Annotated in this window: 12 protein-coding genes; 8 read left to right on the top strand and 4 right to left on the bottom strand. The window is 72.9% G+C overall.

Going from position 1 to position 12,769, the window contains the following annotated elements; translation table 11 throughout:
• Window positions 1–318: 318 nt before the first annotated feature.
• Both ACRYCC_RS09985 and ACRYCC_RS09980 read left to right on the top strand, forming a co-directional pair.
• Window positions 319–1,602 (top strand): alanine racemase, encoded by a 1,284-nt coding sequence (locus tag ACRYCC_RS09985; RefSeq protein ID WP_433810569.1) that lies wholly within the window; start codon window positions 319–321, stop codon window positions 1,600–1,602.
• Between the two features lie 148 nt (window positions 1,603–1,750).
• Window positions 1,751–2,101: a DUF5335 family protein gene (locus ACRYCC_RS09980; protein WP_433810567.1), complete on the top strand. Its 351-nt coding sequence runs from the start codon at window positions 1,751–1,753 to the stop codon at window positions 2,099–2,101.
• 72 nt (window positions 2,102–2,173) lie between these two features.
• Here the strand turns inward: ACRYCC_RS09980 and ACRYCC_RS09975 are convergent, their stop codons facing one another.
• Window positions 2,174–3,049 carry a Gfo/Idh/MocA family protein gene (locus ACRYCC_RS09975; RefSeq protein WP_433810566.1) on the bottom strand — a complete coding sequence of 292 codons (876 nt, stop codon included), beginning with the start codon at window positions 3,047–3,049 and terminating at the stop codon, window positions 2,174–2,176.
• Window positions 3,050–3,274: 225 nt separating this feature from the next.
• On the opposite strand from ACRYCC_RS09975, the gene ACRYCC_RS09970 reads away from it, so the two are divergent.
• The 6 genes from ACRYCC_RS09970 (at window position 3,275) to ACRYCC_RS09945 (ending at window position 9,498) form a co-directional block, all read left to right on the top strand.
• The gene (locus tag ACRYCC_RS09970) at window positions 3,275–4,168 is read left to right on the top strand and encodes an SIS domain-containing protein (RefSeq protein ID WP_433810564.1); all 894 of its coding nucleotides are present in this window, start codon (window positions 3,275–3,277) and stop codon (window positions 4,166–4,168) included.
• Between the two features lies 1 nt (window position 4,169).
• Entirely contained in the window at window positions 4,170–5,174 is a 1,005-nt protein-coding gene (locus ACRYCC_RS09965; protein ID WP_433810562.1) for a 1-phosphofructokinase family hexose kinase, read from the top strand.
• 7 nt (window positions 5,175–5,181) lie between these two features.
• Complete coding sequence (locus ACRYCC_RS09960) at window positions 5,182–6,045, top strand: class II fructose-bisphosphate aldolase (RefSeq protein WP_433810560.1); 864 nt, start codon at window positions 5,182–5,184, stop codon at window positions 6,043–6,045.
• Window positions 6,042–7,430 carry an alpha-glucosidase/alpha-galactosidase gene (locus ACRYCC_RS09955; RefSeq protein WP_433810558.1) on the top strand — a complete coding sequence of 463 codons (1,389 nt, stop codon included), beginning with the start codon at window positions 6,042–6,044 and terminating at the stop codon, window positions 7,428–7,430. The genes ACRYCC_RS09960 and ACRYCC_RS09955 overlap by 4 nt, the downstream gene beginning before the upstream one ends.
• Complete coding sequence (locus ACRYCC_RS09950) at window positions 7,430–8,608, top strand: carbohydrate kinase family protein (RefSeq protein WP_433810556.1); 1,179 nt, start codon at window positions 7,430–7,432, stop codon at window positions 8,606–8,608. Before ACRYCC_RS09955 ends, ACRYCC_RS09950 begins: the two co-directional genes overlap by 1 nt.
• A gap of 125 nt (window positions 8,609–8,733) precedes the next feature.
• The gene (locus tag ACRYCC_RS09945; protein ID WP_433810554.1) at window positions 8,734–9,498 is read left to right on the top strand and encodes a DeoR/GlpR family DNA-binding transcription regulator; all 765 of its coding nucleotides are present in this window, start codon (window positions 8,734–8,736) and stop codon (window positions 9,496–9,498) included.
• 68 nt (window positions 9,499–9,566) lie between these two features.
• On the opposite strand, the gene ACRYCC_RS09940 is transcribed toward ACRYCC_RS09945, so the two are convergent.
• The 3 genes from ACRYCC_RS09940 to ACRYCC_RS09930 are packed head-to-tail and all read right to left on the bottom strand — an operon-like array spanning window position 9,567 to window position 12,705.
• Window positions 9,567–10,448, bottom strand: a complete 882-nt coding sequence (locus ACRYCC_RS09940) for a carbohydrate ABC transporter permease (protein ID WP_433810552.1) — start codon at window positions 10,446–10,448, stop codon at window positions 9,567–9,569.
• Window positions 10,448–11,392: a carbohydrate ABC transporter permease gene (locus ACRYCC_RS09935; protein ID WP_433810550.1), complete on the bottom strand. Its 945-nt coding sequence runs from the start codon at window positions 11,390–11,392 to the stop codon at window positions 10,448–10,450. The genes ACRYCC_RS09940 and ACRYCC_RS09935 overlap by 1 nt, the downstream gene beginning before the upstream one ends.
• The gene (locus tag ACRYCC_RS09930; RefSeq protein ID WP_433810549.1) at window positions 11,389–12,705 is read right to left on the bottom strand and encodes an ABC transporter substrate-binding protein; all 1,317 of its coding nucleotides are present in this window, start codon (window positions 12,703–12,705) and stop codon (window positions 11,389–11,391) included. The genes ACRYCC_RS09935 and ACRYCC_RS09930 overlap by 4 nt, the downstream gene beginning before the upstream one ends.
• Window positions 12,706–12,769: the final 64 nt, after the last annotated feature.

Genomic DNA, 12,769 nt, shown 5'->3' with positions numbered 1-12,769 from the left:
CCGCCCCCTACCTGCGGGCGCGCTGCGACCGGCGTTCCCCGGCGGTCAGATCACGCATCACCCTGATGAGCATTTCCGCAGAAGTCCCGCCGAACCCTGCGGCATCGCCGCGATGACACCGCCCGCGCGGTCGCAGACCACGACCGCCGGGAGGGTGTGGCGGGCTGGATCCTCCTGACCTGGTAGGGGCCGCCGGACCGACACACCGCAGAATGTTCTTCCGGCCCGATGCCGGTCCCATGCCGGCCCGATGCCGGCCCGGCTCGCCGGCACCCGCCGTCGTGCCCGCCGGGGTACGACCGCTCCAGGAGGTCAGGCATGTCCAGCGGAATCGACGCGCACGCGGTGGCCGCCCTGAGCGGCGAGCGTCTCGACTGGCGGTTCAAGGCGATCCCGGCCGCGGCGCACGGCTCGACCGCGGGTGAGTACGCCGCCGCACGACCGCCGCTGGAGGAGTTCGGCACGCCGCTGCTGACCCTCGACGCGGGCGCGCTGGACCACAACCTCACGGTGATGGCCGGCTGGGCGGCGGCCGCCGGGGTGCACCTCGCCCCGCACGGCAAGACGACGATGGCCCCGGCGCTGTGGCAGCGGCAGCTCGACGCGGGAGCCTGGGGCATCACCCTGGCCAACCTCCCACAGCTCCGGGTGGGGCGCGCGTTCGGCGTGCGGCGCCTGCTGCTCGCCAACGCGCTGATCGATCCGGCCGGGCTGGCCTGGGTCTCCGCCGAGCTCGACCGCGACCCGGAGTTCGAGTTCGTGTGCTGGGTGGACTCCGCACGCTCGGCCGCGCTCATGGACACCGCTCTGCGGGCGGCCGGGGCACGCCGCCCGGTGGACGTGCTGGTCGAGCTGGGCGGCCCGGACGGGCGTACGGGGCTTCGCGACGACGACGAGGCCCTCGAGGTCGCCGAGGCCGTGCGGGCGGCCCGCACGCTACGCCTCACCGGTGTCGGCGGCTACGAGGGCGCGCTCGCCCACGACGCCACGCCCGGCGGGCTGGCCGCCGTGGAGGCCTACCTCCACCGGCTGGCCCGGCTGCACGGCCGGTTGCGGTACGAGACCGCCGAGCCGATCGTGTCCGCGGGCGGGAGCGCCTACTTCGACCAGGTCGTCGACGTCCTGGGGGGCCTGGAGGCGACGGTGGTGCTGCGTTCGGGCGCGTACCTCGTCCACGACGACGGCTTCTACCGGTCGATCTCCCCGTTCGCCCGTCCCGGCCGGGGCGCCGGGCCGGCGGACGGTGCCGGAGGCCGCCTGCGCGCGGCGATGCACGCCTGGGCGCGGGTGGTGTCCCGCCCGGAGCCGGACCTGGCCCTGCTCGACGCGGGCAAGCGGGACCTGTCCTTCGACGAGGGGCTGCCCGAGCCGCAGCGCGTCCGCGGCGGGGGTTCGCTGGCGGGGGCCCGGATCACCGCCCTCAACGACCAGCACGCCTTTCTCCGCGGCCTGGACGGCCGCGAGGTCGAGCTCGGCCAGGTGGTGCGGCTGGGGCTCTCCCACCCCTGCACCGTGCTGGACAAGTGGACGCTCATTCCGGTGGTGGACGACGCCGACGGCGAACGCCCCGTCGTGGTCGACCTGATCCGGACCTGGTTCTGAGCGGCCGGAGGCTCCAGCGGGCGTCCCGGCGTCTCCCGACCTCTAGCCGTATTGAGGATGTGAGGGGAGGCGCCGTCGGCGACAGTGAAGCTGTGGGCTTGATCGGCACGCGAGACCGGGCCACCGGAGCCGGGTAACCGGAAGGGAGATGAGCACGATGGCGGACACCCCGAAGGCCGATCGCGGCGAGTGGGAGGGCCTTCTCGACCGGCTGACGAAGGAACACGAGGGCCGGCACATCACGATCGAGCTGCTCGACCCCGAGTACGGCGACCAGCACGAGGCTGAGCGGCTGCCGTTCGCCTACGCCGCGTACGATCCGCGTGACGACGTGGTCATCGTGGCGGTGGGCGGCAACTCCCCCCGGTACCCGGTCGTCCTCCGCCACATGATCTGGCATCCGCGAGACGTGGACGTCGCGCCGGACGGCGCCTTCCGGGTGGTCGAGCAGGACGGCACCACGACCCTGGTGTCGTTCTTCGCCGAGCCCGCCCCCTGACCGCCACGGTGCCGCACGCGGCCCGGCTCGGCCCGTGGCCTCGTCCAGTGCGGCGGGCCCGTCACCTGCCGGTCACTGGCGGAGCAGGTCGGTCCGGGCCTCGGTGACCAGCCGCTGCAGGTGCAGGCCGTGCTCGGCGTTCAGTTCCGGCGGCGTGCCCTGGGCCACGGCGTCGGCGAACTCCTGGAACATGTTCTCGAAGGCGTCCGGCCCGACCGCCTGCGCGCAGTCGATCTCGGCGGCGCCGCCGGGGCCGAAGACCTCGATGGTGGCACGTGGTTCGACCTGGACCGCGGCAGACAGCGAGGCCTCGCTGAACCGGCCGCCCTGGTGTTCGAGCATCAGCCCGACCCACCCCTCCGGGTCGCCGTGCGCGCTCACCCCGGCCACCGTGCCCAGTGCGGCCTCCAGCAGGTCCAGCAGATGCGGCCCCTGGTGCGCCAGCACCCCGAGCTCGAACCGCGATCGGCTCTCCGGCGACGGTCCCGGAGGCGGCCCGGAGAGCACCCGCCCGCTGCCTCCCATCCGTCCCGTCCGCGCCACCGCCGTGCCCAGGAAGTCGCGTACGGAGGGCGCGTAGCGCCAGGTCAGCCCGAGTTGCGAGACGACGTGGGACAGCGCCACCGCCTCTGCCGCCTGCTCGGCCCCGGCGAGCTCCACACTGATGGGGATCTCCAGGAGCATCGCCGTGGACCGTCGTGCCGCGGCCACGGCCAGATCGGGCTGCGCCACCGGCGACACGGCCAGCGTCACCGCGTCACAGTGATCGAGCAGCTCCTCGTAGCGATCGAATACGGGCACCCCATATTTGGCCGCGAGCCGGCCGGCCTGGTCCGTCGAGCGCGCCCAGACCCCGGCGAACTCGGCGCCCGGACATGCGGCGAGATAGGGGGCGTGAACCTCCCTGGCCCTGGGCCCCGCGCCCGCCAGACCTATCGCGACGGCCATGACCTCACTGTAGAACAGCCCCTATGGCGAGTTAGGGACGGACCCTAATGGGGCGCACCGCGCTGCAGGCCGATCCGGGAACCACCCTTCAGCGTCACCCGGAGCCCGACTTCCGTCACCGAAAGCCATGGAATACGCTCAGACATTGCGCGTTTATGAGCATTTGTGTTATCAAAACATCACTACTGATCACAGCTGCCGGTGGCGGCTCAGAACGGAGTTGCCGTGACGACCCACGTCGAGACCGAGATCGCCGATCAGCCGGCCTGCTGGCAGCGGGCCGTGGACCTTGCCTCCACGCCGCTGCCGGGTCTGCCGGACCACGGCGAAAGGGTCGCCGTCGTCGGCTGCGGCACCTCGCTGTTCATCGCGCAGGCGTACGCCTCACTCCGGGAGACCGCGGGTCTGGGCGAGACCGATGCCTTCGCCGCCTCGGAGATGCCGCTCGGCCGCCGCTACGACCGGGTGCTGGCACTGACCCGGTCCGGCACCACCACCGAGGTCCTCGACCTGCTCCGCGGGCTGCGCGGCACGGTGCCGACCACGGCCGTCACCGCCGATCCCGGCACCCCGGTCATGACGGCGGCCGAGCACGTGGTGGTGCTGGACTTCGCCGACGAGCGGTCGGTCGTGCAGACCAGGTTCGCGACCACGGCCCTGACCCTGCTCCGCGCCCACCTCGGCGCGGACCTCACCCACGCCATCGCGGACGCCGCGCGGGCCGTCGCGGAGCCGCTTCCGGCCGGGGTCGCCGACCGGACCCAGTTCACCTTCCTGGGCACCGGCTGGACCGTGGGCCTGGCCGCCGAGGCGGCCCTGAAGATGCGTGAGGCGTCGCTGAGCTGGACCGAGTCCTATCCCGCCAAGGAATACCGGCACGGCCCGATCGCCATCACCGACGAGCGCTCCGCGGTGTGGATGTTCGGGCCCGCCCCCGAGGGGCTGGCCGAGCAGGTCACGGCGACCGGCGGCCTGTGGATCGAGCCCGATCTCGACCCGCTGGCCTCCCTCGTGGTCGCGCAGCGCCTGGCCCTGGCCCTGGCCACCGCCCGCGGCCTCGACCCGGACTCCCCGCGGCACCTGACCCGCTCGGTGATCCTCCGCCCGGCCTCCGTCTGAGATGTTCCTGACCGTCACGCTCAACGCCGCCCTCGACGTCACCTATGAGGTGCGGCGGCTCGCCCCCGGTGCCGTGCATCGGGTCGCCGCGCCCGCCGCACGCGCCGGCGGCAAGGGCATCAACGTCGCGCGGGTCCTGCACGCGCTCGGCGAGCCGGTCCGCGTGACGGGCTTCGCGGGCGGCCCGGCGGGTGAGGCCCTCCGGGCCGACCTTGCGGCGGCGGCCGTCCCCGCCGACCTGGTCCCGATGGCGGGAGAGACCCGACGCACGGTCACGGTGGTGGAGACGGGCACCGGCGAGGCGACCCTGCTCAACGAGCCCGGCCCGCACGTCACGGCGGCCGAGTGGCGGACCTTCCTCGGCCGCTTCGGTGAGCTCGCGGCCCAGGCCCGGGTCGTGGTGCTGTCGGGTTCGCTGCCCCCCGGGGTGCCCGGCGACGCCTACGCCGTGCTGACCCGGGCGGCCGGCGCGGTCCCCGTGCTTCTCGACACCAGCGGCGCCGCCCTCCTGGAGGGCGCCCGGGCCCGGCCGGGCCTGGTCAAGCCGAACACGGCCGAGCTGTCGGCCGCGACCGGGCACACCGACCCGCGCCACGGGGCGGCGGCACTGCGGGACCTGGGCGCCCGCGCCGTCGTGGTCTCCCAGGGGGCCGACGGGATGAGCGCGTTCACCGGCGGCGGAGCCTGGCGGGCCGTCTGCCCGGAGCCGGTCACCGGCAACCCGACCGGTGCGGGTGACGCGGCGGTGGCCGCGCTGGCCCGTGGCCTCGCGACCGGCAGCCCGTGGCCGGAGCGGCTCACCGACGCGGTGGCCCTGTCGGCCGCCGCCGTCGCCGCCCCCCTGGCCGGCGACGTCGACCACGGCCGCTACGCCCGGCTGCTCCCCCTCGTACAGATCGAACCCCTGCCCGGCGAGCCCCTGCCCGGCCGGGCGGGGAGCGGTGCCGCACCGTCCGGCGGACCCCTGAGCCGGCGGACCCCTGAGCAACGCACCCACCTGAGTTAGGAGCCTCATGCCGCTCGTCCCCACCGCGGCCATCGTCGGCGCCGCCCGCGCCGAGGGCCGCGGCGCCGCCGCCTTCAACGTCATCCAGATCGAGCACGCCCAGGCGATCGTCGCCGGCGCACTGCGGGCGGGTGCTCCGGTGATCCTGCAGCTCAGCCAGAACGCGGTCCGCTACCACGGCGCGCTGCGTCCGATCGCCGCGGCGGCCCGTGCCGTCGCGGAGCTCGCCGAGGTGCCGGTGGGCCTGCATCTCGACCACGCCACCGACCCCGAGCTGGTCCGCGAGGCCGTCGCGCTCGGCTTCGGCTCGGTGATGTACGACGCGTCCGCCCTCGGCTACGACGACAACGTGGCGGCCACCGCCGAGGTGACCCGGCTCTGCCATGAGCACGGGATGTGGGTGGAGGCCGAACTCGGCGAGGTCGGGGGCAAGGACGGCGTGCACGCGCCCGGTGCCCGTACCGACCCCGGCGAGGCGGCCGCCTATGTGGCGGCCACCGGCGTGGACGGCCTCGCGGTCGCGGTGGGCACCTCGCACGCCATGCTCACCCGCGACGCGACCCTGGACTTCGCCCTCATCACGGCGCTGCGCACCGCCGTGCCGGTGCCGCTGGTCCTGCACGGCTCCTCCGGAGTGGCCGACGACGATCTCACGGCGGCGGTCGCCGCCGGGATGACGAAGGTCAACATCGCGACCCAGCTGAACAAGGTGTTCACCGGTGCCGTACGCGACCGGCTGGCGGCCGATCCGGCGCTGGTCGACACCCGCCGCTATCTCGGTGCCGGCCGCGACGCCACCACCACCGAGGTGGCCCGGCTGCTGGGCGTGCTGCGCTCCTCCACCACTCTCATGGAAGGCTCTCGGATATGACCGGCCCACTGACCAGCCCAGCGATCCACCCGCAGACCCGCCCGGCGAGCCACCCGGGGATACGGATCGCCTTCGTCGGCGCCGGCTCGGTCGTCTTCACCCGGCAGCTGCTGCGCGACATCTTCTCCTTCCCCGAGCTCGCGGACGTGCGGATCGCCCTGCACGACATCGACGCCGAACGGCTGTCGGTGGCCGAGGCCCTGGCGCACCGTACGGCCGAACGCCACGGCGCCAAGCCGCAGATCGTCGCCAGCACCGACCGGCGGACCGCGCTGGAGGGCGCCGAGGTGGTGGTCAACATGGTCGCGGTCGGGGGCCACCACGCCACGGTGACCGACTTCGAGGTGCCCGCCCGCTTCGGGCTCCGGCAGACGATCGGCGACACCCTCGGCATCGGCGGGATCTTCCGGGCACTGCGCACCTTCCCGCTGCTGGCCGGGCTGGCCGCCGACATGTCCGCGGTGTGCCCGGACGCGTGGCTGCTCAACTACACCAACCCGATGGCCATGAACCTGCAGTACCTCGCCGCGGTCGCCCCCGGCCTGCGGACCGCCGGGCTCTGCCACTCGGTCTACTGGACCGTGCGCGGCCTGTGCGAGATCGTCGGTGTCCCGCACGAGGAGGTCGACGTCGTCTCGGCCGGGGTCAACCACCAGGCGTGGATCCTGCGCTGGCAGCACCAGGGCCGGGACCTGTACCCCGCGCTGGACGCGGCGATCGCCGGTGACGCCGAACTGCGCCGCCGGGTACGGGTGGACATGTACCGCCACCTCGGCTTCTACCCGACCGAGACCAGCGAGCACTCCTCCGAGTACGTCCCCTGGTACCTGCGGCACGACGCCGAGATCGAGCGGCTGCGCATCCCGGTCGACGACTACGTGCAGATCAGCGCGGACAACCTCGCCGAGTACGCCGACGTCCGCGACAGCCTGGCGGCCGGCCGGGAGCCCGCACCGGGCGCGAGCGAGGAGGAGGACGCCGCCGAGTACGCCCCGCAGGTCATCCACAGCCTCGCCACCGGAACGCCGCGCACCATCCAGGTCACCACGGCCAACACCGGGCTGATCACCAACCTGCCCGCCGGGGCGGCGGTGGAGGTCCCGGCGACCCTGGACCGGCTCGGGGTGCATCCGCACCACGTCGGCGCGCTGCCGCCGCAGCTCGCCGCGCTCAACCGGAGCTTCCTCAACGTGGTGGAACTGACCGTCGCCGCCGCCGTGGAGGGCGATCCCCGGCATATCCGGCATGCCGCGATGTCCGATCCGGCCACCGCCGCTGCGCTGACGGTGGACGAGATCTGGGCGCTGTGCGACGCCATGGTGGCCGCGCACGGCGACGCCCTCCCGGCCGCGCTGCGCGTCCCGCTGGCCCCCGGGCCGCGCTGATGACCGGTCCGGCCGGCGACCCCACGAGCCGTACGCCGTCCGGCACGCCGGGCACGGCCGGGGCCGCGGGCACTTCGGGCACGGCCGGGGCCGCCGCTGGGGGCATGGCCGCGCCCGGCGGGGCGGGCGGCACGGCCCGGACGGCGGCCGGCACGGGGCACCGGGGCGCCCGTACCGCGCGGTTCGACCTGCTGGTCGTCGGGGACGCCAACCCGGACGTGCTGGTGTCCGGCGCTCCGGAGACGCCGCCCGCGGGCCAGGCCGAGACGCTGGTCGACAGCGGCACCCTGGCCCTCGGAGGGTCGGCGGCGATCGTGGCGCACGGCGCCGCCCGGCTCGGCCTGTCCACCGCGCTGGCGGCGATGGTGGGCCGGGACGCGGCCGGCGACTTCGTGCTCGACACTCTCTCCGCGGCCGGGGTGGACATCAGCGGGTGCGTCCGGCACGAGAGCCTGCCGACCGCGCTGACGGTCTGCCTCAACCGGCCGGACGGCGACCGGGCGATCCTCACCGCGCCCGGCTGCCTGCCCGCCTTCGGCCCGGAGCACGTACCCGCCATGACGGCCCGGCACGTGCACACCGCCTCCTACTTCCTGCAGCCGCGCCTGGCCGCCGGCCTGGCCGGGCTGCTGGCCGGGTTCACGCGGGCGGGCGCCACCACCTCGCTGGACACCAACGACGATCCGGCCGGCGGCTGGCGGCTCGCTCCGGGGCTTCTCGCCGCCTGCGACGTACTGCTGCCCAACGAGGCGGAGGCCCTCGCGCTGGCCGCGGCGCTGCCGGCCGGCCCGGTGGCGGACGCCCACCCCGTATGGCCGGGAGCCGAGGAGGCGCCGGCCGCCCTGGCCGGGGCGCTGGCCGCGCTGACGGCCGCCGGGCCGATCACGGTGGCCAAGCGCGGCGGCCGGGGCGCCGTCGCCCGCTCCGGTGACGTCCTCCTCGGCGCCCGCGGCCCGGCGCTCACCCCGGTCGACACCGTGGGGGCGGGTGACGGCTTCGACGCCGGCTTCCTGGCGGGCTGGCTCGCCTCCGGAGACCTGGCCGAGGCGCTGCGGTGGGGCTGTGCCTGCGGTGCGCTCTCCACCCGCGCCACGGGCGGCACCGCGGGCCAGGCCACCGCCGCCGAGGCCGCCGCCCTCGCCGTCCAGGTCCAGGTCACCGGCGCCGGCCGCGCCTGACCTCCGCCGGCCTGCCGCGCGGTGGCGGGCCGGGTCGCCGAGTGTGGCGAAGTGAGCAGAACGAGTGAGCGGGTAGCCGGTTAAGTGGCTATTAACATGCGCGAAATCTGCTCTATAGTGATCGAATGCGTCAACAGGAGCGCCTCGGCCTGATCCTCGATCGGCTCGCCCAGCACGGCTCGGTCTCGGTCGTCGAGCTCACCACCGATCTCAAGGCCTCGGCCGCCTCCATCCGGCGCGACCTGCAGGCCCTCGAGGAACAGCAGTTGCTCAAGCGGACCCATGGCGGCGCGGTGTCGGCCGAGGTGATCTACGAGCTGCCGATGCGCTACCGGGCCGGGCGCCACCAGCAGGAGAAGCTGCGGATCGCGCAGGCCGCCGCCCGGCTGGTCACCGACTCGGTGCACTCCGTAGGGCTGGGGGGAGGCACCACGACGACCGAGCTGGCCCGGGTCCTGGGCGCGGCCGGCCGGTCGCTGAAGGTCGTCACCAACGCGCTCAACATCGCCGGCGACCTGTCGGTCCGGTCCGCGATCGACCTGGTCGTGACCGGTGGCAGCGTGCGCCCGGAGTCGTACGAGCTGGTCGGCCCGATCGCCGACCGCGCGCTGTCGGGGGTCAATCTCGACCTGGTCTTCCTCGGCGTCGACGGCATCGAGGCCGCCGGCGGCATCAGCACCCACGACGAGGTCGAGGCACAGACCGACCACTGCCTCATGCGGACCGCCGCCCGGGTGGTGGTGCTGGCCGACGCGTCGAAGGTCGGCAAGCGGGCCTTCTCCCGGATCGCCGACACGACCGAGATCGCCATGCTCATCACCGACGCCGCCGCCGACCCGGCCGAGCTGGACCGGCTCCGCGGCGCAGGCGTCGACGTCACCACCGTCTGACCCCCGCCCCTCCGCCTCCCCCCAGCAGGGGTTCAAGGGGTGGAGGGGCAGCCGTGAGGGGGTGGGGGCTATTTGAAGCCGGACGAGGCGATGGAGCGGACGAAGAACCGCTGCGCGATCACGAAGAGCACCAGGACCGGGACCTGGCTGGTCACGGTGGCCGCCATCAGCACCGGCCAGTTGGTCAGGTGCGCGCCCTGGAAGTTCTGCAGACCCATCTGGATGGTCATGTTCCCGGGGCTCTGGATGGCGATCAGCGGCCACAGGAAGTCGTTCCACACGTTGAGGAACGTCAGCACCGACAGGGTGGCCAGGGTCGGCCCCATGAGCGGGAGCATGACCTTCCAGAGCGTGCGCAGCCGGCCGGCGCCGTCGATGCGCGCGGCCTCCTCCAGCTCGCGTGGCACGGTGGTGAAGAACTGCCGCATGAGGAACACCCCGAACGGCGTCGCGAGGTTGGGTGCGATCAGCGCGCCGAGGGTGTCGGTCAGGTGCAGCTCGCGCACCACGATCAGGGTGGGCAGCATGACGATCTGGAAGGGCACCATCAGGGTGGCGAGCACCGCGATGAACAGCACCCGGCTGCCGAGGAAGCGGATGCGGGCGAAGGCGTAGCCGGCCAGCGCGCAGAACACCAGGTTGCCCAGCACGCAGGAGACCGACACGATCGTGCTGTTGATCAGCCACTGCCCCAGCGGCCCCTCGTGCCAGGCGTCGAGGTAGTTCTGCCAGTGGACGCCGCCCGGCAGGCCCGGCGGGAAGCGCCGGGTCTCCTCCTGGGTGGAGATCGACAGCAGCACCATCCAGACCAGCGGAGCGAGCATCACGGCCGAGAGCGGGATGAGCACCAGGTGCAGCGGGCTGGGCCCACGGTACCGGCGGCGGGACGTGCCCGTCGCCGCCGCCTTCCGGGAAGCCTCCGGCAGCCGGGGCAGGGTCGTCTGTGCCATCAGCTCGCCTCGTAGTGGGAGGTCCGGCGGCCCAGCCAGAGCTGGACCACGGTGACGGCCAGGATCGCCACGAACAGCGCGCAGCCGATGGCCGCGGCGTAGCCGCCGTCGAAGTTCACGAACGCCTGCTGGTAGAGGTAGTAGACGAGCACGGTGCTGGCGTGCAGCGGGCCGCCCTTGGTGGTCACGTAGACCTCGTCGAACAGCTGCAGGGCGTTGATGGTCAGCCACACCAGCAGGAAGGCCGAGGCCGGCGCGAGCAGGGGCAGTTCCACCCGCCAGAAGGCCCGGATCCGCCCGCAGCCGTCCAGGGCCGCCGCCTCCATCAGCTCACGCGGCACGTTCTGCAGCGCGGACAGGTAGATGATGACGGCGAAGCCGAGCCAGCCCCACACCGTCATCCCGACCACGGACGGCAGCGCCCCGCCCGAGCTCTGGAAGAAGCCCTGCTGGGGCAGGCCGACCTTGTCCAGACCCGCGTTGATCAGGCCGATCTGCGGGTTGTAGAGCCAGCTGAAGATGACACCGGTGGCGACGGTCGAGGTGACCAGCGGGGCGAACACGGCCATCCGGTAGAAGGTCATGCCCCGCACCTTCTGGTTGAGCAGCACCGCGATCGGTACCGCCAGCCCCATGGTGATGGGCACGAACAGCACGCAGTAGACCAGGGTCTGCCGTGCCGCCTGCCAGAAGACCGGGTCGTGCACCATCCGCTGGTAGTTGGAGGTGCCGGACCAGGTGCCGGGCGAGGTCAGGTCGGTCTGCTGGAAGGACAGCACCAGCGACCAGACCACCGGCAGCAGGCCGAACACTCCGATGAGCAGCACCGCCGGTGACGCGAACGCCCAGCCCGCGAAGTGGTCGGACTGCCGGGCCCTGCGGCCCGGCGCCTTCCGTCCGCGTTCTCCCCGCGCGGCCCGCCCGGCCGCCGCCACCGCCATCATGCCCCCGCGAGGATCTGGTCGATCTGGTCACGCGCCTGGTCGAGCGCCTTCTGCGGCTGAGCCTTGCCGAGCAGCACCGACTGGATGGCGGTGCCGAGGACCTGGGAGATCTTCGGGTACTCGGGGATGTTCGGCCGGGACTTGGTGACGTTCTTGGCCAGGTTGTCGACGAAGACCTTGTTGGCCGGGTACTTCTTGAGGAAGTCCTGGTAGCCGGGGAGCTTGGTCTCCGACTCGCGCAGCGGCAGGTCGCCGGTGGCGAGGGAGAACTTCAGGTGGGTCTCGGCGGAGTCCAGCCACTTCAGGAAGGCCCAGGCCGTGTCGCGGTCGCCCTTGTTGAACAGCATGAAGTTGTCCGGGCCGGCGATGGTGGCATGGGTGATCTTGGCGGGCAGGACCTGCGCGCCGTACGAGATGTCCTTGTTGATCGTGGACAGGTCCCAGGGCCCGGTCCAGAGCATGCCGATCTTGCCGGAGTTGAAGAGGTTCTGGTACTGCCCGTCGCCGGTCTCCAGGTAGACCGAGCGGTCGGTCACCGCCATGTCGTGCAGCAGCTGCATGGCGGCCAGCCCGGCCGGGGAGTCGAAAGCGGACTTCTTGCCGTCCGGGCTCAGCAGGTCGCCACCCGCCTGCCACAGCATGGCGATGTACCGCCAGACGGTGTCCTCCGAACCGTCGTTGACATACGACCAGCCGTACTGCTTCTTGGCGGGGTCGGTCAGCTTGCGCGCCGCGTTCTGGAAGTCGGTCCACGTCCAGTCGGGCGTCGGGTAGGACAGGCCGGCGGCGTCGAAGAGCTTCTTGTTGTAGACCAGCGCGAGGTTGTCCACCAGCGCGGGGACACCGTAGATCTTGCCGTCCGGCGTGGTGGCGGCCTGCTGCACGGCCACGAAGAAGTCGTCCCACTGGAAGTCCGGGCTGCTCTTCACCAGCGAGGTGAGGTCCTGGGTCTGGGACCGCTTGGAGAGCGTGTTGATCGACGAGCCGTACTGGTAGGCGATGCCGGGGGCCTTGCCGGAGACGAAGGACGCCAGCGTCTTCTTGAGTACGTCGTCGTTGCTGCCGCCGAAGGTCAGGTTCACCTTCTGGTCTGGGTGGGCCTTGTTCCATTCCAGGCCCAGGTCCGTGAACGCCTTCGCCTCGACCTCGGTGTAACCGTGCCACACGATCACGGCGTCCTTCGACTTCGCCGTTCCGCCCGAGTCATCCGAACCACCCGAACAGCCCGCCACGGTCCCGAGTGCCAGCGCTACCGTGGTGGCCGCGATCCGTTCGCCGATCCGCCGGCCGGCCCGTTGTGGTGTTGCGCGCATCTTGACGACTCCCTCTGCGGAGCGGTGCACCCGAGTGCCCCACGCCCGGGTCCTGTGCTCGTTA

This window comes from Actinomadura scrupuli, from assembly GCF_050971785.1.
GTDB classification, from domain to species: Bacteria; Actinomycetota; Actinomycetes; order Streptosporangiales; family Streptosporangiaceae; genus Actinomadura_E; species Actinomadura_E scrupuli.
This window is presented reverse-complemented; position numbering and strand designations above follow the sequence as displayed.

Bases quoted from the DNA above. Each gene is read 5' to 3' on its own strand.
- ACRYCC_RS09985 (WP_433810569.1), top strand. From the start codon at position 319: ATGTCCAGCGGAATCGACGCGCACGCGGTGGCCGCCCTGAGCGGCGAG.
- ACRYCC_RS09980 (WP_433810567.1), top strand. From the start codon at position 1,751: ATGAGCACGATGGCGGACACCCCGAAGGCCGATCGCGGCGAGTGGGAG.
- ACRYCC_RS09975 (WP_433810566.1), bottom strand. From the start codon at position 3,049: ATGGCCGTCGCGATAGGTCTGGCGGGCGCGGGGCCCAGGGCCAGGGAG.
- ACRYCC_RS09965 (WP_433810562.1), top strand. From the start codon at position 4,170: ATGTTCCTGACCGTCACGCTCAACGCCGCCCTCGACGTCACCTATGAG.
- ACRYCC_RS09960 (WP_433810560.1), top strand. From the start codon at position 5,182: ATGCCGCTCGTCCCCACCGCGGCCATCGTCGGCGCCGCCCGCGCCGAG.
- ACRYCC_RS09955 (WP_433810558.1), top strand. From the start codon at position 6,042: ATGACCGGCCCACTGACCAGCCCAGCGATCCACCCGCAGACCCGCCCG.
- ACRYCC_RS09950 (WP_433810556.1), top strand. From the start codon at position 7,430: ATGACCGGTCCGGCCGGCGACCCCACGAGCCGTACGCCGTCCGGCACG.
- ACRYCC_RS09945 (WP_433810554.1), top strand. From the start codon at position 8,734: ATGCGTCAACAGGAGCGCCTCGGCCTGATCCTCGATCGGCTCGCCCAG.
- ACRYCC_RS09940 (WP_433810552.1), bottom strand. From the start codon at position 10,448: ATGGCACAGACGACCCTGCCCCGGCTGCCGGAGGCTTCCCGGAAGGCG.
- ACRYCC_RS09935 (WP_433810550.1), bottom strand. From the start codon at position 11,392: ATGATGGCGGTGGCGGCGGCCGGGCGGGCCGCGCGGGGAGAACGCGGA.
- ACRYCC_RS09930 (WP_433810549.1), bottom strand. From the start codon at position 12,705: ATGCGCGCAACACCACAACGGGCCGGCCGGCGGATCGGCGAACGGATC.